At 56.2% G+C, this 20,450-nt stretch carries 21 protein-coding genes; 3 read left to right on the top strand and 18 right to left on the bottom strand.

Features of this window, described 5'->3' with window-relative positions; translation table 11 throughout:
- The coding region (locus PHD44_RS07465) for an AI-2E family transporter (RefSeq protein ID WP_300189865.1) at positions 1-529 on the bottom strand (529 nt) is incomplete at its 3' end.
- A gap of 91 nt (positions 530-620) precedes the next feature.
- Here PHD44_RS07465 and PHD44_RS07460 point away from each other — a divergent pair.
- The 3 genes from PHD44_RS07460 (at position 621) to PHD44_RS07450 (ending at position 4,188) form a co-directional block, all read left to right on the top strand.
- Positions 621-785, top strand: a complete 165-nt coding sequence (locus tag PHD44_RS07460) for a hypothetical protein (RefSeq protein WP_300189862.1) — start codon at positions 621-623, stop codon at positions 783-785.
- Between the two features lie 479 nt (positions 786-1,264).
- Positions 1,265-2,185 carry a DUF58 domain-containing protein gene (locus PHD44_RS07455; protein WP_300189859.1) on the top strand — a complete coding sequence of 307 codons (921 nt, stop codon included), beginning with the start codon at positions 1,265-1,267 and terminating at the stop codon, positions 2,183-2,185.
- Positions 2,182-4,188 (top strand): DUF3488 and transglutaminase-like domain-containing protein, encoded by a 2,007-nt coding sequence (locus PHD44_RS07450; RefSeq protein WP_300189857.1) that lies wholly within the window; start codon positions 2,182-2,184, stop codon positions 4,186-4,188. Before PHD44_RS07455 ends, PHD44_RS07450 begins: the two co-directional genes overlap by 4 nt.
- A 49-nt stretch (positions 4,189-4,237) precedes the next feature.
- Here the strand turns inward: PHD44_RS07450 and PHD44_RS07445 are convergent, their stop codons facing one another.
- The 17 genes from PHD44_RS07445 to fliO form a co-directional block, all read right to left on the bottom strand.
- On the bottom strand, positions 4,238-4,672 hold the full coding sequence (locus tag PHD44_RS07445) for a DUF2802 domain-containing protein (RefSeq protein WP_300189855.1): 435 nt from the start codon (positions 4,670-4,672) through the stop codon (positions 4,238-4,240).
- Positions 4,669-5,184, bottom strand: a complete 516-nt coding sequence (locus PHD44_RS07440; protein ID WP_300189851.1) for a chemotaxis protein CheW — start codon at positions 5,182-5,184, stop codon at positions 4,669-4,671. Before PHD44_RS07440 ends, PHD44_RS07445 begins: the two co-directional genes overlap by 4 nt.
- Positions 5,185-5,204: 20 nt before the next feature.
- Positions 5,205-6,062: a hypothetical protein gene (locus tag PHD44_RS07435; RefSeq protein WP_300189848.1), complete on the bottom strand. Its 858-nt coding sequence runs from the start codon at positions 6,060-6,062 to the stop codon at positions 5,205-5,207.
- Positions 6,059-6,913 carry a ParA family protein gene (locus PHD44_RS07430; protein WP_300189846.1) on the bottom strand — a complete coding sequence of 285 codons (855 nt, stop codon included), beginning with the start codon at positions 6,911-6,913 and terminating at the stop codon, positions 6,059-6,061. The genes PHD44_RS07435 and PHD44_RS07430 overlap by 4 nt, the downstream gene beginning before the upstream one ends.
- The gene (locus PHD44_RS07425) at positions 6,910-7,962 is read right to left on the bottom strand and encodes a chemotaxis response regulator protein-glutamate methylesterase (RefSeq protein WP_300189844.1); all 1,053 of its coding nucleotides are present in this window, start codon (positions 7,960-7,962) and stop codon (positions 6,910-6,912) included. The genes PHD44_RS07430 and PHD44_RS07425 overlap by 4 nt, the downstream gene beginning before the upstream one ends.
- A 4-nt stretch (positions 7,963-7,966) precedes the next feature.
- A complete protein-coding gene (locus PHD44_RS07420) occupies positions 7,967-10,126 on the bottom strand; it encodes a chemotaxis protein CheA (RefSeq protein WP_300189843.1) in 2,160 nt (719 codons plus the stop codon).
- A 35-nt stretch (positions 10,127-10,161) separates the two neighbouring features.
- A complete protein-coding gene (locus PHD44_RS07415; protein WP_300189841.1) occupies positions 10,162-10,908 on the bottom strand; it encodes a protein phosphatase CheZ in 747 nt (248 codons plus the stop codon).
- A gap of 110 nt (positions 10,909-11,018) precedes the next feature.
- The gene (gene cheY, locus PHD44_RS07410) at positions 11,019-11,405 is read right to left on the bottom strand and encodes a chemotaxis response regulator CheY (protein ID WP_290676812.1); all 387 of its coding nucleotides are present in this window, start codon (positions 11,403-11,405) and stop codon (positions 11,019-11,021) included.
- A gap of 85 nt (positions 11,406-11,490) precedes the next feature.
- Positions 11,491-12,210 (bottom strand): RNA polymerase sigma factor FliA, encoded by a 720-nt coding sequence (locus PHD44_RS07405; protein WP_300189838.1) that lies wholly within the window; start codon positions 12,208-12,210, stop codon positions 11,491-11,493.
- Positions 12,210-13,040 (bottom strand): MinD/ParA family protein, encoded by an 831-nt coding sequence (locus tag PHD44_RS07400; RefSeq protein ID WP_300189836.1) that lies wholly within the window; start codon positions 13,038-13,040, stop codon positions 12,210-12,212. The genes PHD44_RS07405 and PHD44_RS07400 overlap by 1 nt, the downstream gene beginning before the upstream one ends.
- Positions 13,041-13,094: 54 nt before the next feature.
- On the bottom strand, positions 13,095-14,552 hold the full coding sequence (flhF, locus tag PHD44_RS07395) for a flagellar biosynthesis protein FlhF (RefSeq protein WP_300189833.1): 1,458 nt from the start codon (positions 14,550-14,552) through the stop codon (positions 13,095-13,097).
- 53 nt (positions 14,553-14,605) lie between these two features.
- The gene (gene flhA / locus PHD44_RS07390) at positions 14,606-16,732 is read right to left on the bottom strand and encodes a flagellar biosynthesis protein FlhA (RefSeq protein ID WP_300189831.1); all 2,127 of its coding nucleotides are present in this window, start codon (positions 16,730-16,732) and stop codon (positions 14,606-14,608) included.
- A 33-nt stretch (positions 16,733-16,765) separates the two neighbouring features.
- Complete coding sequence (gene flhB / locus PHD44_RS07385; protein ID WP_300189828.1) at positions 16,766-17,905, bottom strand: flagellar biosynthesis protein FlhB; 1,140 nt, start codon at positions 17,903-17,905, stop codon at positions 16,766-16,768.
- The gene (fliR, locus tag PHD44_RS07380) at positions 17,905-18,681 is read right to left on the bottom strand and encodes a flagellar biosynthetic protein FliR (RefSeq protein WP_300189825.1); all 777 of its coding nucleotides are present in this window, start codon (positions 18,679-18,681) and stop codon (positions 17,905-17,907) included. Before fliR ends, flhB begins: the two co-directional genes overlap by 1 nt.
- Positions 18,682-18,685: 4 nt before the next feature.
- The gene (fliQ, locus tag PHD44_RS07375; protein WP_012823597.1) at positions 18,686-18,955 is read right to left on the bottom strand and encodes a flagellar biosynthesis protein FliQ; all 270 of its coding nucleotides are present in this window, start codon (positions 18,953-18,955) and stop codon (positions 18,686-18,688) included.
- Between the two features lie 42 nt (positions 18,956-18,997).
- Positions 18,998-19,822, bottom strand: a complete 825-nt coding sequence (gene fliP / locus PHD44_RS07370) for a flagellar type III secretion system pore protein FliP (RefSeq protein ID WP_300189821.1) — start codon at positions 19,820-19,822, stop codon at positions 18,998-19,000.
- 10 nt (positions 19,823-19,832) lie between these two features.
- Complete coding sequence (gene fliO / locus PHD44_RS07365) at positions 19,833-20,438, bottom strand: flagellar biosynthetic protein FliO (RefSeq protein WP_300189818.1); 606 nt, start codon at positions 20,436-20,438, stop codon at positions 19,833-19,835.
- Positions 20,439-20,450 lie beyond the last annotated feature (12 nt).

Raw genomic sequence — 20,450 nt, 5'->3', positions numbered from 1 at the left:
GCATCAGCGCCTGTATTTTCTGGAGTAATTGCGGCCAGTCACGCAGCAGGTAAAAGCCGATCACGGGGATCAGGATCAGATTCATCATGGAAAGGACAACAGCACTGCCATTGCCGAACACGACGGTAGCACTCTTTGCCAGCACAGTGCCGATTTCCTGCGCATGCTGAACCGTGAGCTGCGTCACCGAATTGAGATTGATATCGAGACCCAACTTGGCGTTAAGGTAGGGAACCAGCTGATCCTGGAGCATCGACAGCAGTTTCGGAAATACGGTGACCAGTTTGACGGCCTGATTGATGATCACAGGCACCAACGCCAGTACCGCCAGTATCATCACGAGCATAATGACGAAAAAGACCACCGTGGTGCCCAATGTACGGTTGATTTTCCAGCCGACCATCCGTGTAACCAGAGGATCGAACAGATAAGCCAGAACCGCACCGGCCAGAAACGGGGTCAGAATGGGCGACAGCAGGTACACGATGTACATTGCCAACGCCAGACTACCAATTACAATCCAACGCATGTGCTGACTCCTTCCTTAAACCCGTTACCTGATATGTTCAGCACGAACGATCGCTCGTCCCGACTGGCCTTGAACCCTAAGGAACCTCTGATTGAATCCCTCGTGCTACGCGAAGCTGGCGAAGCCCGCCGAGTTGCTGATCCAAAAGCCGCAAAACGAGGCAGAGGCCGCAGGTCGTAGTTTACGCTACGATGCCAAGGCCGATAACGAAGTGTTGCGGCTTTTGGGCGGCAACCCGCATGGGACGGGCTTTTGAGGGCGATTTACGCGCAGCTGGCGGAAGCCCGCTGTGTTGCGCCGCTCACGAATGGAATAACCATTAACGCGGGCTTGCGCCTGCTTCGCATTAAGCTGGCGCAAGCCCGTTTCGCGCCGCGCCTTGCGACTCATCCCTCAAAAGCCCGTCTCGGCCACAAAGGATTCAATCAGAGGTTCCCTAAGTAAATGCTGATTTATTCCATCCTTGGAATAAATCAGCTCGCTCATCGCGGTACAGGCCCGCGATGGCGCTCACGAATCAAAGACTTACGTCTTTGTTCGTGTTGGGGCATCCTGCCCCAAACGGGAGGCGCTGAATAAATCAGCGCCTCCCTAATTTTAACAGCAAACCATGATGACATCGGCATGAAGTAAGCCCATAAAAAAGAGCAGTCGGATAGACTACGATCAGATTGGCCAAACTGACCAAGAAATCGACTCCGTGGCACCGACTAAAGGAACTTCAAGGATTGTTTGATGGCGACCACTGCGAAAATCCGCATAAGACCCAACAAGATCGGCTTTGGATTTATCGCCTTGTCGATCGCCATGCTGCTCGCGGCGATCAACTATGGCAATAATCTGGTCTTCTTCATCAGTTTTCTGCTTCTGGCCCTGATGGGCAACAGCGCATGGCAGACCCGCCGCCACCTCAAAAGCTGCCAAATTCAGCCGCTTAGCCCGCCGCCGCGTTTTGATGGCGAAGCAGGCGCATGGCCGGTTCAGATTGAAAGCAGCCTCAACAACCCGTCGATTCACATCCAAGCCATCAATCAGAACGGTGAAGCAGAGCCCCTCACGCTGAATCTGACCGCTGGCCGAACGGAGCGGGTCGAGCTTCCCTTACCCCCAATGCCCCGCGGCCGCTATGCGACGCCAGACGTAGTCCTTTCCACCCGCTATCCCATTGGTTTATGGACCGCCGAAACCCGCTGGGCATCATTACCGCATTGGCAGTGGGTTTATCCCAAACCCGTGGGTGAAGCACCCCTGCCAACTAATGTGCTGCCGGCTCATGCGGAAAATGCAGACGTATCGCTGCAATCCGGCGACGATCAGTTCGACCACCTCAGAACCTATGTGCCCGGCGACGCCTTGAGCCGGATCGCATTCAAGCACTACGCCCGATCAGGGCAACTGGTTACCCAGCACTGGCATTCGAGCGAAGCCATACACGATGAAATCATCCTTGATTACAGTCAGTTGTCCGGCAATACGGAAATGCGACTACAACAATTAACACGCTGGATTCTGTCGCTTGCCGCAGACCACCGTGCGTTCACACTCAAACTACCAGGCGAATCGGATCGACACGGTGCAGACTCAACCCATGTCACGCATTGTCTCGAAGCGCTGACCCTGTTTTCCCCCGCGCACAACCCACGCCACGCTTCATGAACAACAAGATACAGCCCCTGGATCGTCCCCTGGGTATCGTGATTGCCCTCGCCATCACCGCTCATCTGCCCCATATGCCCATCTGGGCCATACCCCTAGTGTTGCTCGGACTGATCTGGCGCTTGCAGCACGAATGGCGTGGCTGGCCCTTGCCGACCCAACCGCTACTGATTTTGCTGGCCATGGTTATCAGCTTGCTGGTGCTGTTCACCTACCATAGCCTTTGGGGGCGTGATCCCGGCGTCACACTGCTGACGCTCGGTGCCCTGCTCAAACTGCTCGAAACCCGGCAACTGCGGGATCAGTTCGCGCTGCTGCTGTTGGGGTTCTTCCTGATCGTCAGTCTGCTGCTCTTTGACCAAGGCATATTCACCGCCTTGATTTCCCTCGGGTTGTTCGCGGGCTTGGTCACAGCCTGGATTGGTTTGAGCAACCCGAACATCCGCCTGATCAAGCCACGCATCAAGGCGGCTGCCGGCCTGATGCTGGCCGGATTGCCGATTGCCCTTCTGCTTTTTTTACTTTTTCCTCGCCCACCGGGGGCTTTATGGGGCACCAAACAACCTGTATCTGCACAAGCCCGAACGGGGTTATCCGATCAACTGACCGCAGGCGAGTTTGAGCGGCTGTCTACCGATCCGACACCGGCATTTCGCGTCCACTTTAATGGCGCGATGATTCCGCCCGCTAAGCGCTATTGGCGGGTATTGGTCATGAGCGATGAGACAAGCAACACCTGGCATGCGGATATCCCCAATATTTTCCGCTCCGTGCGGGCGCCAAACGTGCGCGTTGACCCGACCAGTGCCGTTGAATACACCGTCACGCTGGAACCCTCCGATCGTCGGTTTTTACCCACGTTGGCCATGGCGACGGTGCTGCCGCCGCGATCCGTTCTGAGTGATACCGGCAGTCTGTTTTCGCTTCGCCCACTCAATGATCGCTACCGCTATACCGTTACCTCGGCGCTGAGTTATCACCTCGACGAACGCCGATTATCGGCCGACACCCGCGAACGCAACCTGGCCTTGCCCGCCGGCGACCCCGAACTCAAGGCACTGGCAGCCCAATGGAAAGGGCTTGCCCCGCTCGAGATTCGTGACCGGGCGTTGAACTACTTTCGCTCGCAAGGATTCAGCTACACCCTCACGCCGGGCAAACTGCCGAAGCAAAACCGAATGGATGCCTTTTTGTTCGATACCAAACGCGGTTATTGCGAACATTACGCTAGTGCGTTCACCCTACTGATGCGCGCCGCCGGGGTTCCCGCCCGAATCGTGACGGGTTATCAAGGCGGCGAAGTCAACGGCGATTATCTGCTGGTTCGTCAGGCCGATGCCCATGCCTGGAGCGAAATCTGGGTCAAAGGCGAGGGTTGGATACGCGTCGATCCAACCCAAACCGTTGCCCCGGAACGCATTACCGACGGCATCGCGCAAGCCGCCCAACAAGACGCCGCCTTACCTGCCGCGCTGCGCCGTGATGACAGCCTGGCCCGTCAATGGTCGTTACTGGGCGATCGAGTGGAGAATGGCTGGAACCAGTATGTGCTCGGTTACAGCGGCAGCACCCAGACCGATCTGCTGCAATGGTTTGGTCTGGAAAAGCTCGGCCAGTGGGGCAGGCTTGGATTCGCTTTTATTGTCGTCGCAATCGCGTGGCTTATGATCTTCGGCTTGTGGCGGCATCTTGGCCGCCCGGAAAAACAAATGCCACCCGTCGATCGCGCGTGGTTCGCCGTTTCAAATGAGCTTTCCCGATTGGGCATTACGCGTCAACCGGGCGAAACCCTGCAGGACTACTGTCGGCGGGCGGAACAGTCCCTGCCCGATTACGCGGCAGCAATCAGACAGACCCAGCAGTTGATTTCGCAATGGCGTTACGCTTCCTGCTTCAGCCAACGCAGCCAGGCACTGGCTGAAAAAACGGCACAGAATCTAAGCCTTCAACTTAAATGGTTTCGATGGCGGGAGAACCTGTTTCCGGGACGAAAAAGAAATTGATTACCGGCCGTGCCGCCGGAGTGAACATATCAGAAGGCCCCGCCGGTCTTCAACCTGCCCTTGTACCGGCATTGGGTTGATTGATACGCAACAGCAACTGCGCCTCGCTTTCGGACAAACCGAAATCGTCGACAAGCTCCTGTAGGGTCACGCGGCCTTGCGCGCTGAGACGCAAGGCATGCTCGAAACCGCGTTCGGTTGAATCACTGGCAGTGACACTTTCAAAACGCGTTTGGACATGCTCCATCTGCTTGGCCTGCTGGACGAGCTTCTTGTCGAAACCATCCATGTGCCGCCCCAATCCGGCCAGTGCAGACTCAATCGAACCTTGTTCGTTCTCGATCCGTTCCATCCGCGCCTGCAACCAACGGGCGTTGCTGGTCTGCGCCTTGAGCGCGGACTGAAGACGTGCGATTGCGATCAAAGAGACCACAGCCAGCACCAGAGCGGCAGCTGCCACACCGATCAACCAGTATTGATTCATTTTTCACCGAGATCCGATAATCCTTTGAGATCGACAAGGATAATCAATTTGTCGTTACCTTTCTCGGATTGCTGGGTCACCACGCCAAGGATATGCGACGACCCCTCGTCACTACCCGAGCGCTTGGCCTCATTCACGAGCTCCTCATCCAGCGCAATCACTTCGGCCACACTGTCGACGACGATCCCGGCCACTTCACCCGAACGCAACTCAACCACCATGATGCGGCTGTCATCGTCAAACGGCTTTTCAGGCAAGGAGAAGAAAATGCGCGCATCCAGAATCGTCACGACATTCCCGCGCAGATTGATGATTCCCCGAATGGCCGGATGAGCGCCCGGTATCGGGGTAATCTCTGCGGCACGCAGTACTTCCTGCACATCGAGCACATTCAAGGCATAGGTTTCATCGGCCACGGTAAAGGAGACCCAGCGAGTGACCACAGTCGGGCCCTGCTCCAACCCCATGTCGTTGAGTTGGTCTTCCATTATGCTGTAATCGTTCTGGCTCATGATTCACTCTTCCGGTAGGTTCAACGAGGGTTATTCAACGCAGATCGCAGGGAATCGACGGCAAGGAACGCCACGCCCGCTGCGCGATTGACGCCCGCTAACCAGGGGCGTCCGGCACCACGTTCGCTCGCATCGCGCCAACTCGTCTCAGCCTCATCCCAAGTCAAGTCGATCAGCTCCGCCCCAACACGGACACCCCATAGCCCCTGCGCGCCCAGTAGAACGACTCGCGCATCACCCGTCACCTTCGGCAGCCAGGCATCGAGCGATAGAACCATTCGTGACCGATCCTGATAACGGACGGCACCTGCCACACTGGCCGGTGCCCCCGGAATCGGGCGCAAGGATGCACCGTCAATAATGTCGAAAATTTCTGTGCTGGGCAGCGCAACCTTCAGATGCCCAAGGGCAAAGACCCGCCAATTTGATCCCACCTTTTGCGTGGTTGCCGCAACAACTTCTACCGCAGGTTCGGCCTGGGGGACCGAAACGGCCGCCTCGCCTTCCTCGGGCAATTCGATAGATTCCTTGGCCAGCATTTCCAGGGATAGCGCATCAGAAGCCGGTTCTTCTGGTTGTGGCAAGTTCGATGTCTGTTCTTCTGGCACCTGCTCATTAATCACAACTGTTTTATATTTGGACAAATCAACGAGCGACAAGCCAACCGGACGCTTGACCTGCTCGAAATCTTGCACGGCTTCTGCGGAAAAACCGTCGTCGTAATCATCAACCACATCCATGGTATCGGCTGACCAATAGGGCTCATTCTCCGGATCCCGGAGCAATCCATCGAGATAGGCGTCAATCGCTGCATCCTGATCGGCAAGCCCCAAGGGATGTGCGTGTTTGTCATACGGATCTGCGTGATGAGTTTTCATGGCATCACCCCTTCGACCAGACCATTGGCGGTGATTTTCGTGCTGGCCGGCTCGGACCGCACCGCCACATTGCCCGATGCGGGTTTGGGTTTTTGCAACAGGGTTAACAAATGGGCATACGCCAGACTGCCGCGACTTTCCGGTTGCAGGTAGGACAAGGGCTTACCGAGACGACTGGCTTCACGAAACAGCGTGTCGATGGGCACAAATTCAGACCAAACCGATCCGTGATATCGATCCTGCAAGACTTGCAATGTGTCGCGGGAAGCACGCGTGCGCTGATCGTACATTGTCGGGATGATCAGATAGTCCAGGCGGTGTTTGCGTGAGCGCTGCACCATGCCCAAGGTCTTGAGCATCCGCTCCAATCCCTTCAGGGCAAGGAATTCAGTCTGCACGGGAATCAACAGAAACTGGGCGGCGGCGAGCGCATTGACCATCGTCACCCCAAGAATCGGTGGGCAGTCGATAATCACGGCATCAAACTGATCACTCAGGGTCTCCAGAGCGCGCTTGATCACCAGCCCCATGCCTTCCTGTTTGCCCAACTGGCGATCCAGCGTCGCCAAAGCCGTTGCCGCAGGCATGAGACTGATGTTTTCGAATGCGGTGGGATGGATCACGCGAAGCGGATTGAGCACAGCCCCTTCCGCCGCCGCCTTGAACAACGAGTACACACTCGCCCCGGGGGCATCCGGCTCCATGCCGAAATAGGTTGTCATCGAGCCATGCGGATCGATGTCGATCAGCAGCACTCTTTGTCCTTGCTGCGCCAGCAAACCGGCCAGGGAAACACTGGTTGTGGTTTTGCCGACACCGCCTTTCTGATTTGCTACGGCCCAGATATTCATCGCACACTCCTGGATATGGCCGCGCCCACTTCTTTGAGCGGCAACACGGCCTCGGTCAAGCCCGCTTTGGCAACGGCGGCGGGCATGCCATAAATCACGCTGCTGGCCTGATCCTGCGCCCAGACATGGCCGCTGGCCGCCCGGACCACCCGTGCGCCTTCGGTGCCATCATCGCCCATACCGGTAAGCACAACGGCCAGCACATCGGGACCGGCCGCCTGAGCGGCCGATTGGAACAGGAAACTGACGCTGGGACGAAAATTCTCGCCCACAGCAGGTTCCCGTTCAGCAAAGACCAAAGCACCCGCCCGGCACAGAACCTCACCATGTTTACCACCGGGCGCAATATACGCCGTACCGGCAACCAGAGGCATACCATCCTTAGCCTCAACCACGTTCAACGCCATGCTGCCATTCAAACGGCTCGCGAACGGGCCGGTAAATGACGCCGGCATGTGCTGGGCAATTACAATCGGCACGGGGAAATTGGCCGGAATCTCTTGCAGTACAGCCTGCAAGGCGGCCGGGCCGCCGGTAGAAGACCCGATCACAACGAGCCCACGACGACCGATAACGCCTTGCTCTGCATGATGTGTAGCAACAGTGGATGGCCCTCGCGCGGCTGCCTGAGTCACAATCGCCTGGCGCTGTTTACGCGCCGCCAACAGACGCAGCCGGGTTGTGAGCAGACGCGCGCCATCGCCCAGAGCTTCCTTGGCATCGCTCGAACTTTTGGGATAGAAATCGACGGCACCGGCATCCAGTGCCTCAAGCGTTGCCACGGCACCCGCCTTGGTCAATGAGGAGAGCATCATGATCGGCGTCGGGCAACGATTCATGATCTCCCGAACGGCAGAAATACCGTCCATGATCGGCATTTCCACATCCATCGTAATAATGTCGGGTTTGAGCTGACAGGCCTTGAGAATCGCTTCCCGACCATTCGCGGCTTCACCGACAACGGTCAGCCGATCGTCAGCCGAAATCAATTCCCGCAGTGCGCGGCGGAAGAAGACCGAATCATCAACAATCAGAACGCCGACAGCCATGATGCTATGCCACTACCTTGAGCTTGGGTTTCGGGCGAGCCGGGATATGGCGACGCATCAATCCGGGCAAATCGAGGATCAGCGCGATATGACCATCACCCGTGATCGTCGCTCCGGCAAAGCCGCCCACGTTATGCAGCAACTCGCCGAGCGGTTTGATCACCACTTCTTCCTGACCGATGACGGAGTCCACCACGAGTGCGATCAACTGAGCGCCCACTTGAACCATGACCACAAGATCGGTTGCACCACGGCCTGTCAGGGTTTCGCCCTTGAGCGCCAGCCAATGATTCAAACGATACAGCGGCAACGCGCGATCGCGCACGATAATGGTGGCCTGACCATCAACCACATTGATCTCTTTGTCGGCCATTTCGAAAATCTCGGACACAATGCCCAAAGGAATCGCATACTTGCGGCCACTGACCACCACCATCAAGGTTGGCAGAATGGCCAGCGTGAGGGGCACCTTGATATTGATGGTCGTACCCACACCCTGTTCCGATTCAATGTTGATCAAACCGGACAAACGCGTGATCGCCGTCTTGACCACATCCATACCCACACCACGGCCGGAAATATCCGAGATTTGATCCTTGGTGGAGAAACCGGGCAAAAGAATCAACTCGAAGCACTCCTGCTCGGTTAACCGTGAAGCGGCATCCTGAGTCATCAGGCCTTTTTCAACGGCTTTGCGACGCAGCACTTCGGGATTCATACCGGCGCCATCATCACTGATCGACAGGCGAATATGATCACCTTCCTGTGCGGCGGAAAGCGTGACGGTTCCTTGAGCCGGTTTTCCCTGTGCTTCCCGCACGTCGGGCATTTCGATACCGTGATCCACCGAATTTCGCACCAGGTGAATCAACGGATCGGCCAGCGCCTCGACCAGATTCTTGTCCAGATCGGTATCCTCGCCGATCAGCACCAACTCGACCTGTTTGCCGAGCGCGCGGGCCGTATCGCGCACCACGCGTGGAAAACGGCCGAATACCTTCTTGACCGGCTGCATACGGGTTTTCATGACCGCGCCTTGCAGGTCGGAAGTCACCATATCCAATGTGGCAATGACCTGGGTCACTTCTTCGTTTTCGAAACTGAGCTTGAGCGTATTCATCCGATTGCGAACCAAAACCAGCTCGCCGACCAGATTCATGATGAAGTCCAGCCGTTCCGTATCCACGCGCACGGTGGTTTCCTGTTTGGGCGCTTCTGCCACGTGTTGTGGCTTGTCTTTTTCCGGCGCCGGTTTGGCCTTGTCTACAGGGGCGGTTGCCGAAATGGGTTGGGCGGACGCCATATCAACGGGTGCAGGTTCGGTCGACTTTTCGACTGTTTTTTCCGCCGGGGCTGCCTCGGTTTGCGTCACGGACACACTGGTAGGCCCCTGCCCTTTCCCGTACAAGGAATCCAGCACACGTTCGAACTCTTCATCGGTAATCTCATCGCTCGCAGCCGATGCTTCCGCCGACGGTTTTGACTCTTCGACGACAGCCTGGGGAGAAAACTGACCTTTACCATGCAAACGATCGAGTAATGCTTCAAATTCTTCATCGGTAATCAAATCGTCGGCAGCCGAAGCATCTGTTTGAGCCTGAACCTGGGTCTGCTCTGCCGATTCGAGATCGCGCAACATCTGATCGAATTCGAAATCGACAGACGAACCGACCACAGGCTGAGTGATATCCGGTTGCACGACGGGTGCGGGCTTCGCCTGGGTTGGCGGGACGGCAGGAGCAGCATTCGCCTGCGGTGCTGCCAAAGAGGGTTTCTGTGAACTGGAAAGTGCCTCGATTTCCTTTAGAAAGGGCGCTCCGACCGAATCGGGAAACTCGCCGGCACGCAGGTTGGCGAACATGGTGTTAAGCGCGTCGAGCACCCTTAGCATCACATCCATGATGGCGGGTGTCACTTTGAGTTCGCCGTTGCGTAATAAATTAAAGATATCCTCGGCTCGGTGGCACACCTCGACCAGCGGCGTTACTTCAAGAAAGCCAGCGCCGCCCTTGATGGTATGAAAAGCACGGAAAATGGCATTGAGCAGATCCTTGTCGTCCGGCATCTGCTCCAAGCTAACCAGTTGGGTATCCAGTGCGTCCAGCAACTCACCCGCTTCAATCAGAAAGTCCTGCAACAGTTCATTGTCTGCATCGAATGCCATCGCCTAAATCCTCTGTGCGCTGCGCTAAAACTCGGTCAAAACCCCAGACTGGCCAACAGATCATCCACATCATCCTGGCTTTTCACCACGTCTGATGAGGCTTTGGGCAAAGCAGGCCCCGTGCCTCTTTGCAGATCCTCATGCATATCGCCGTCCTTTTTCTGCCTGTCGCCCGAAACGGTCTCGGGGCTGGTGAGATGCAGCAGACTCACCATTTTTGATTCAAGCTGTTCGAGCAGGTTGATGACTCGCATCAACAACTGACCGGACAAATCCTGAAATTCCTGCGCCATCATGACTTCTGTCAACTGACTTTTGAGCGTATTACCGCTACCCAGAACCGAATCGAGATAGTCTGAAATGGTGTGGATTACCTCAACCAGCCTTCGGTTATCGGCCTCCCTTTGTGCAACTTGAGCCAATTGTTGTTGCAACCGTTCGGAACGCTCGATAAGCCGTTCCGTTACCGGGAATGCTTCCTCGACCAGCGCCAGGGTGCGTGTTGCCGCCTGCTCGGTCAGAGAAATCACATACCGTAACCGATCCCGGGCATCGGGCATCTCGGCTTCCGCCATGCGGTCCAGACGTTCATCCAATGCAAACGCCATCAAGGCTTCATGGACTTCACGCGTCATCAACCCTACCTGCTCGAACACCGGTTGCCGCTGACCTGCGGTCAGTGCGGCCAGTTGACGTTCAAAATCAGCTTCGTCACCCGCCTCAGCCGCCGCGAGCAAAGCTCTGGCCTGGTTCAGTCGGACACGTTTTTCTTCTTCATCCATTTAGATGCATTCCTGAACAAACCCCGCTCTTCCAAACATGCGATAACAGCGGGTATGGTTAAACATGACGAGGCCGCGTTTACAGTCCGAAGCGAAAAAACTCGAGTGGGTCAGCTTTGGACCCGCTCGAAAATCTTGTCGATCTTTTCCTTCAGAGTCGGGCCATTGAAGGGTTTGACGATGTAACCGTTTACCCCGGCTTGAGCCGCCATGATGATCTGTTCCCGTTTGGCCTCGGCGGTCACCATCAGCACGGGCAAGGTCGACAAGGCCGGATCGGCCCGCACCGCTTTGAGCAAGTCGATCCCCGTCATGCCCGGCATGTTCCAGTCGGTCACCAGAAAATCAAAATGCCCGTGTTTGAGCATCGGCAACGCTGTTGTGCCGTCATCGGCTTCTTCAATATTGCTAAAACCAAGGTCCTTCAGCAGGTTTTTAATAATGCGCCGCATGGTGGAGAAGTCGTCCACCACGAGGATTTTCATGTTCAGATCCATTTATATGGCCTCTATGTCATCAGGATTTTGGTGAATCATGCGTGTTGTCGGCAGAACGTGCCAATTGTTTAATTTTAAGGCTGGATTAACGCCAATCCTTGAGTGAGGATTTTAGCCGCAGGATAGCCTTGTTTTGAATCTGGCAAACGCGGGATTCAGATACGCCGAGTACCGCACCGATTTCTTTCTGATTCAATTCATCGACGTAGTAGAGCGACATCACCAATCGCTCGCGTTCGGGCAGGGCCGCAATATGCAGGGCAAGGTCTTCATGAAAACGCTCATGGCCCAAGTGCTGATCGGGTTGATCCCGGTGATCGACCACATCGATGGTTTCGTTGTGCTCTTCACCACCGGCGTCAAGTGGGGTGAGGCGCACCTGAACCGAATCGTTCAATGCTTCGTAATATTCATCGAGGCTGATACCCAGAAGTTCGCACACGTCGGCATCCTTGGCCTCGCAACCAGTACGCGTTTCGATTTCGTGCACGGCCTGGGCAATTTCCCGATGTCGCCGGTGTACAGAACGCGGCGCCCAGTCGTTGCGACGCACTTCGTCGAGCATGGCCCCACGAATGCGTATGCCAGCATAAGTTTCGAATGAAGCGCCCTGGGCAGCGTCGTAATGGTTGGATGCTTCGAGCAGACCGATCATACCCGCCTGAATCAGGTCTTCCGCCTGAATATGGTCAGGGAGTCGGTTCATCAGGTGGAAAGCGATTCGTTTCACCAGGCCCGCGTGTTCGGCGACCACCGTTTCTGCACCACCACGCTGCACATTGGTGTACATGGCTCGCACATTCATTAAAAGGCTTCCATATCCATTTCTGAATTGATGAGCCGTTCAATGAAGAATTGCAGGTGCCCCTGCACACCACGCGGCTCGGGCCAACGCCCGATCTGGTCAGCCATTTCGACGAAAGCGCGAGATGACCGCGCACCGCCGAAGACTTCAATGACCGGCTTCTGACGTTGAATCGCACGACGAAGATACTCGTCGAAGGGCACCGAGCCCAAGTGAATCAGAGTCACATCCAGAAAACGGCTTGCCGCCGCATTGAGCTTTTCAAACAATCGTCGCCCCTCAGTCGTATCACGAACCATGTTAGCCACAACCTGAAAGCGTTGAACCCCATGATCGCGCGACAACACTTTGATCATGGCATAGGCATCGGTGATCGATGCTGGTTCATCGCAGACAACCACGACCACATCGTTCGCGGCTTGCGCAAAACGAATCACAGAATCGGCAATGCCGGCTGCGGTGTCAACCACCATGATGTCGGTCGGTCTTTGCAGACCAGCAAAAGCATGGATCAAACCGGTATTTTCGGCAGCGGACAACTCCGCCATGTGCTTGATTCCACTGGATGCGGGCAAGACACCAATGCCTTGTGGCCCTTCCAGCAGAATATCGTCGAGCGAAGCCTCGCCAGAAAGTACGTGGCTGAGATTTTGATTGGATTTCAGTCCCAGCAACACGTCCACGTTGCCCAACCCCAGATCGGCATCCATCAACAGCACCCGATGCCCTCGGCGAGCCAGAGCAACAGAGAGATTGACCGACACATTGGTTTTCCCGACGCCGCCTTTGCCGCTGGTCACCGCGATCACGCGTACAGGTTGGTTTTGCATGAATCTCTGCCTGAAAATGAGGGTCAGGTTTCATCGAGAACCTGACGCGAAAAATTACGCCCCGACTGACCAGGAAGCGGGTTGGCTGGCGGAATACTCCGAATCGGCGCGCGCCCGTTCGCCCTGACCCAGTTCGATGGCCTGCTTGATCAGATCGGCCGTGGTCGGATACCACAAGTCTTCCGGCACCCGCTGACCGACACCGGTGCAAACCAACGGCAACCCACCGTGGATCAAAGCGGCCAACGCGCTACCGAGCAAGATAGTCTCATCGAGCTTCGTCAAAATCATACCCGCAAGCGGCAATACTTGAAAACGGTTAATCGCATCGGTCATTGCGCTGTACTGCGCCTGAGCCGACAAGACCAGCAACACGTTCAGCCGCTCATTGATAACCGGCAGTTTCTTCAGGGCATCCATCATGTGCATGTCACGCGGGGACATGCCCGCCGTGTCGATCAATACCAAACGCTTGGACGAAACTGCGGGCAACAATTCAGCCAGATGCTGCTCGTCGCGAGCAACATGCAGGGGTATATTCAAGATACGCGCGTAGTTACGCAATTGCTCCTGGGCACCGATTCGGAATCGATCCGTGGTGATCAGTGCAACAGAATCCCGCCCGTGGGCAAGGACCGCCTGTGCCGCAATTTTGGCCAGTGTGGTGGTCTTGCCCACACCGGTCGGCCCGATGAAGGCAAACATACCGCCTTGCATGAAGGCACTTTGCGCCGGTGCGGTGATGTCTTCCCCCAGTGATTTGAGCGCAGCGGATAAAGCTCGATCCGGCTCCTGTCGTGCGGCATCCTGCGCCAATTTCTTGGCCAATCCTTTGGGGATACCCAGCGTTTCCAGCCGCTCGCAGGTTTCTAGTTCTGCCGGGTGGGCAGCGCTGTACCGGTGCCATTCCAGCACGTCGAGCTGACGCTCGAACAGCGCACGCAACTGACCCACTTCGGCCTTGAGCTCGTTGAGGGCTGCGGGCGACTTAGTATCGGAAGTTTCGCGCCAATGACCACGCAAATCTCGCGGCTCGGCTCGTGCCGCTGAGGATTGTGCCTTGCTGGAAGAGTTGACTTGCTTTGAGTCATTGAACTCGGCCAAGGCCTCGGCAAACGGATCCTGAATCGGTTCTGCCGCCGAAGATGGACCAGCGGGCACTTGCGCGACCGCTTGTTCCGCCACCGAAAGCTGTTCTTGCATTTGCCGCCGCTGACGGGCCGCCAATAAGTCGGCGGTCACTTGATTGGGTTCAGTTGCAACGGCGGATTTTTCCGGAGGCAACCGTGAAGGCGGCGCCAAATCAACCGGTGAAGTGCCTGCCACTCGATACGGCGCCTGTCGGCCCGCATCACGGCGAATGGCTTGCTCATCAAAATCGATGGCCGCAACCAACTCCACACCCTCCGGGCAGGGACGATTGGACAGGATCACCGCGTCGTCGCCAAATAATTGACGAACCTGCCGCATGGCCTCCCGCATATCACCTGCAATAATTCGCTTGATTTTCATACCCTAGCTCCCTCGCGCTTGATGCCGGCCCCGTAAACCGCCAGCGAACGCCGTTAAGCGACCGCTCGCTGATTCCCGACACTGGCCACGACCTTGATATCTTTGTTGTCCGGTATTTCGTTGTAGCTCAATACGTGTAACTGTCGAATGGAGTAACGCACCATTCGTGCCAACCAGCTACGAATTTGCGGTGCGACCAGCAAAATGGAGGGTTGCCCCACCTGCTCCTGCTTTTCCGCCGCTTCACGCAGGGATTGATGCAGGCGTTCGGCCAGACCCGGCTCGATGCCCGGCGTGCCGTCCTGCCCCCCATTGGGCCGCTGTGTCGAGTTGAGCAACAGCTGTTCTAGCTGCGGGTCGAGCGTGATGACCGGCAGGGTGGGCGACAGGCCGTTGATGTGCTGAACAATCATCCGCCCCAGGGCGATCCGTACAACTTCGGTTAATTGGGAAACATCTTGCGTGTGCTGTCCGTGACGCGCCAACGTTTCGGCGATGGTTCGAATGTCGCGAATCGGTAACCGTTCTTCCAGCAGGTTACGCAGCACCTGAACGATCGTGGTCATCCCGAGCGTTTTCGGCACCAGATCCTCGACCAACTTGGGCGCGCCCTCTTTCAAGGTATCGATCAACTGCTGCGCTTCTTCATAACCGAACAGATCGGCGGCGTTCTCGGTGAGAATCTGGGACAAATGCGTCGCGATGACGGTGGCGGGGTCAACGACGGTGTAGCCCATGGCCTGCGCGTGTTCCTTGGTATTGCGCTCGATCCAGTACGCTTCGAGACCGAATGCCGGGTCGATGGTCTTGATGCCCGCGATCGGGCCGGAAACCTGACCGGGATTGATGGCCATATCCCGGTCTGCATAGATTTCTGCCACACCCATCGGCACCCCGTTGATGCTGATTCGGTATTCACCCGGTTTCAGATCGAGGTTGTCGCGAATATGCACGGCAGAAACCAGAAACCCCAGATCCTGCGATATTTTCTTGCGTACGCCCTTGATACGCGGCATGAGTTGCCCGCCCTGATTGCGATCGACCAAGGGGATCAGGCCGTACCCCACTTCAAGCCCAATCACATCCACCGGCGGCACATCGTCCCAGGTCAATTCTTTCAGTTCCGGTTTTTTATCGGGAACCGCCTGCTGCTGGGCTTCTAGCTGAGCCTTTTCCTGCTTCTTGCGTGCAATCAGGTAGGCACCAAAGCCTGCGAGTGCGGCAAGCGTCAAAAAAGCGACATTCGGCATACCGGGAATAACACCCAAGCCCGCCATCAGCCCGGCAGCCACACCCAACACGCGTGGGTCGGAAAACATCTGGGTTTGGACTTGCTTACCCATATCCTGCGATGAAGCTACCCGCGTCACGATAATGGCCGTGGCGGTCGAGATCAAAAGTGAAGGAATGGTTGCGACTAGACCGTCACCGATGGTCAACAGAACATAGGTCTGCGCGGCCTGCCCGAACGGCATCCCGTGTTGCAGTACGCCAATAAGCAGACCACCGAATACGTTGATGAAGACGATCAAAATCCCCGCGACCGCATCCCCGCGTACGAACTTGCTGGCACCATCCATCGAACCGTAGAAGTCGGCTTCGGAGGCGACTTCTTCACGCCGGAGTTTTGCCTGTTCCTGATTGATGATGCCTGCGTTCAGATCCGCGTCGATCGCCATTTGCTTACCGGGCAAGGCATCCAAGGTGAAGCGCGCGGTCACTTCGGAAACCCGGCCGGCGCCTTTTGTGACCACAACAAAGTTGATCAGCATCAGGATGATGAACACGACGATACCGACCGCGTAGTTGCCACCGATGACAAACTCACCGAATGAACCGATGACATGACCGGCTGCGTCCGGGCCATTCTGGCCGTGCAGGAGCACTACGCGGGTGGAAGCGACGTTCAAGGCCAGCCGCAACAAGGTCGCCATGAGGATGACGGTTGGGAATACAGCAAAATCCAGCGGTCGCATCACATAGATGGTGACCATCAAAATCACGATGGAAAGCGTGATATTGAAAGTGAACAAGGCATCGAGGGCCAGTGGCGGCAGAGGCACGACCACCATGGCCAACAGCATGACGATAATCAGCGGCGGGCCGATACCCTGACCGCGGTAGCTGCGGATGCCCTGCCCCGCAGAGCGCCAGTCCAGTGATGCGAGTAATGCCTTCATTTCTTATCCTTATTTGGCCGAAGTCTCTTTGGCTTAAACGCTCGGGCGGCCATCTGGCCCGGCCCGGAATTCATCCGGAACCGATGGATCCGGTCGTTCCGGCGGTACCGACGCGCCCTTCAGCTGGAACACATAAGCCAGCACTTGAGCGACGGCGACATATAGGCCCGAAGGGATTGCGTCTCCCACCTCCACATGAGCAAACAAGGATCGTGCCAACTGAGGCGACTCAAAAAGCGGGACATGATTGGCATTGGCGATTTTTCGGATCGTCATGGCCATTTCATCGGCCCCTTTGGCGACGACGATCGGCGCGGCGTCCGAATTCGGCTGATACTTCAACGCGATCGAGAAGTGAGTCGGGTTGGTAATGATGACATCGGCGGTCGGCACGGCTTCCATCATGCGGCGCTGAGCCATTTGTCGCTGTAACTGCCGAATCTTCTGCTTAACCTCCGGCTTGCCTTCCACTTCCTTGTATTCATCGATCATTTCCTGGCGGGTCATCCGCAGCCCCTTTTTGTATTCGTACATCTGGAACGGCACGTCGATCATCGCGACGACAAGCAACCCCAGGGACAAACCAAGAAATGACCAACTCAACAACGTGCCAGCGCGTGCCAACCCGGCCTCCAACCCCATCAAACCCAAGCCGACAAAGTCGTTTTCCATTGCTTTGAACAGGCCGATCGCGATTGCTGCAATCAGGAAAAACTTGGCCAAGGTTTTGAGCAACTCAACCAATGACTTCATGGAAAACATGCGCTTAAATCCAGATAGCGGATTCAGACGATTGAATTGGGGCGCCAGAGCCTGAGTGGAAAAATTCCAGCCGCCGACCAGAAGTGTCGATGAAATAGCCAGCACGACGGCGGCCAGAAAGAAGGGCAACAGCGCAAGAAAGCCTTCGGAGAAACTCAAGGCGAGACGATGAAACATCGTCGCCGGGTCCATGATCTCGGCACGGCTTAGCGTGAAGGCATGGCGGAACATTTGTTCAAGACGGGAAAGCATATGCCCGCCCATCACCAGAAAAACAATCGCAGAACCTGCCGTCAACGCCAGAGAACCCAGCTCACGCGAGCGCGCGACCTGCCCTTTCTCGCGCGCTTCGCGGAGGCGTTTTTCACTGGGTTCTTCGGTTTTTTCTTGCCCGTTCTCGTTCTCAGCCACTAAGGTTGCCTCAACAGATCACCAATAAACTGAAATGTCTGTTGCAGGAAGTGTTCCAGAATTGGCACCCAGGTCGGGCTTGAAACCAGAATCAGGAAGAAGCCGATAAGCAAAGTGGCAGGAAAACCGATCGAGAAAATGTTGAGCTGCGGCGCGGCGCGCGTGATTACGCCCATCGCCAGATTGACCATCAACAGGCTGATAATGACCGGCAAGGCAATCAGAATGGCGTTGATAAACATGGATTGCCCGAAACCGACGACACGCCAGAACGTTTCTGGCGAAAGCCCCACCGGCGCAATCGGCAGCCAAACGAACGAATCCGCCAGCATTTTGACGATCAATGCCGGGCCGTCGAGCGAGATGAACAGCAAGGTGGCCACCACCGTGAGGAACTGGGACACAATCGGTACGCTGACGCCGTTTTGCGGGTCGACCGTTTGCGCGAAGCCAAGCCCCATACCCAATGCCATGGATTCACCGGCGATTACAAATGAACTCACGATCAACCCCAGGACAAATCCCATGGTCACGCCAATGATGATCTGCTGCGCCACCAGCAATAAACCGGCAACGGATAATGGATCGATCGTAGGAACCGGGGGTAACGTCGGCGCGATGATCAGGCTGAACACCAAGGCGGCGAGAATACGCCAGCGCTTGGGCACACCCCGCGCGCCGAATATCGGCACTACCATAAGCAATGCAGCCACCCGGACGAGGACCCAGACATAGCTCCCCACCCATCCCATGACTTCCGCTAGGGAAAGGGTCATGGCATCAGCCGATCAGCCCGGGAATTCGATGAAACAGGTCGGTGGTGAAATCGACCAGCAGATGCAGCATCCACGGACCTGCCAGCAATATGGCCAGAACCACCGCGAACAGCTTCGGGATGAAGCTCAAGGTCATCTCGTTGATTTGCGTCGCCGCCTGGAACATACCGACCAATAACCCCACCGCCAGCGCGGTCAACAGAATCGGCATGGACAGCAACAGGATGATGACCATCGCCTGACGGGTAAGATCGAGAACGGTATCCGGGCTCATCTATCTCTCCTGAAACCAGTTGTTGCAGCGAAGGCAGGAACCCTAGCTGCCAAGAGGCGCACCCATATAAAAGCTCGAGGCCAGTGTGCCCATGATCAGCGTCCAGCCATCAACCAGAACAAAGAGCATGAGCTTGAAGGGCAAGGACACGATCATGGGTGAAAGCATCATCATCCCCATCGACATCAGGACCGACGCCACGACAAGATCAATGATCAAAAAGGGAATGAAAATCAAAAAACCAATCTCGAAAGCGGTTTTCAGTTCCGACGTGATGAACGCAGCCATCAGGACGGTGTACGGCACGTCTTTTGGCGTCTCAAAGGCCGGGTAATGACCAATATTCTGAAACAGTGCGATATCCGACTGGCGTGTCTGGTTGAGCATGAATGTTCGCAGGGGTTCCGCCGCTTTTTCAATGGCAACATTCGCCGTTATTTTCTGATCCATATAGGGTTTGATGCCCTCGTCATACGATTTCTGAAACACCGGCGCCATGATGAACAGCGTCAGAAAAAGCGCGAGGCCGATCAGAATCTGGTTCGATGGCGTTTGTGTCAGTCCCAATGCTTGGCGCATCAGGGACAGCACGATGATGATCCGGGTAAACGAAGTCATCAGCAGCAGCAACGACGGCAGCAAAGTCAGCACCGTCATCAACGCCAGAATCTGCAGGGTCAGGCTGTACCGGGTTTGAGCGCCATCTGTCGTCAGCGTGACCGCCGGCAAACCCGGTGCGGCCATCGCCTGAGTCACCGCAGGCGCGGCATGAGCCAGATGGGTGGTGCAGAGAAATAATCCTGCAATCAACAACAAGAGCCACCCGAAACGCGATGCGGGTAGTCGGCTCATCTTTTCGTTGCTCATCGGGCATTTCTCATTGGCTGCTTTCCCGTTTTACGTCGGAAGTATCCACCGATCCACCCGATGGCGCGCGCTGAGACATATTATTTTTCATCAGTTGCGCGAAAGCCCCATCGAGCGGATTGGATTTTGAAATCGCATCCGGCGACAAAGGTGGATCGACCCAGCCCAGCGGTTCGATGTGGCCTTGCGAGACGCCCAACAGCATCTGTCGGTCACCAACCGCAATCAGCAGGACGCGCTCACGAGTGCCCACCGGCATTTGCGCGAGGACACTCAACGGGTAGCTGCCGGCGCGTCCATTGAAACGCCCCGTTCGCTTGAGCAACCAGATAACGACAAACATCAGGCCGAGCACAATCACCAGACTGAAAACCAGCTTCAATAAATAGCTGGAACTTAAGGGATCAAATAACTCGGGTTTGGGGCTGGTGGTGCTGGCTACTGATTCAGCCGCATGGGTTACAGCGGGTGTTGCGGGTGCCACATCGGTGGTCGATGCGGCAGCAGGGTTGCCGATCATGAAAGCCAAAGCCAGAAAAATCAATTGCAGGGGCAATCGCCATCTAGAATGGAAATAACGTCCCAACCAGCCATTGAAGGAATCATCGCTCGTCACGCAGGCCTTCTT

The organism is Halothiobacillus sp. (genome assembly GCF_028710545.1).
Classification (GTDB): Bacteria; Pseudomonadota; Gammaproteobacteria; order Halothiobacillales; family Halothiobacillaceae; genus Halothiobacillus.
Note: the sequence above shows the minus strand (reverse complement) of the source record. Positions and strands in the feature narration are given on the sequence as shown.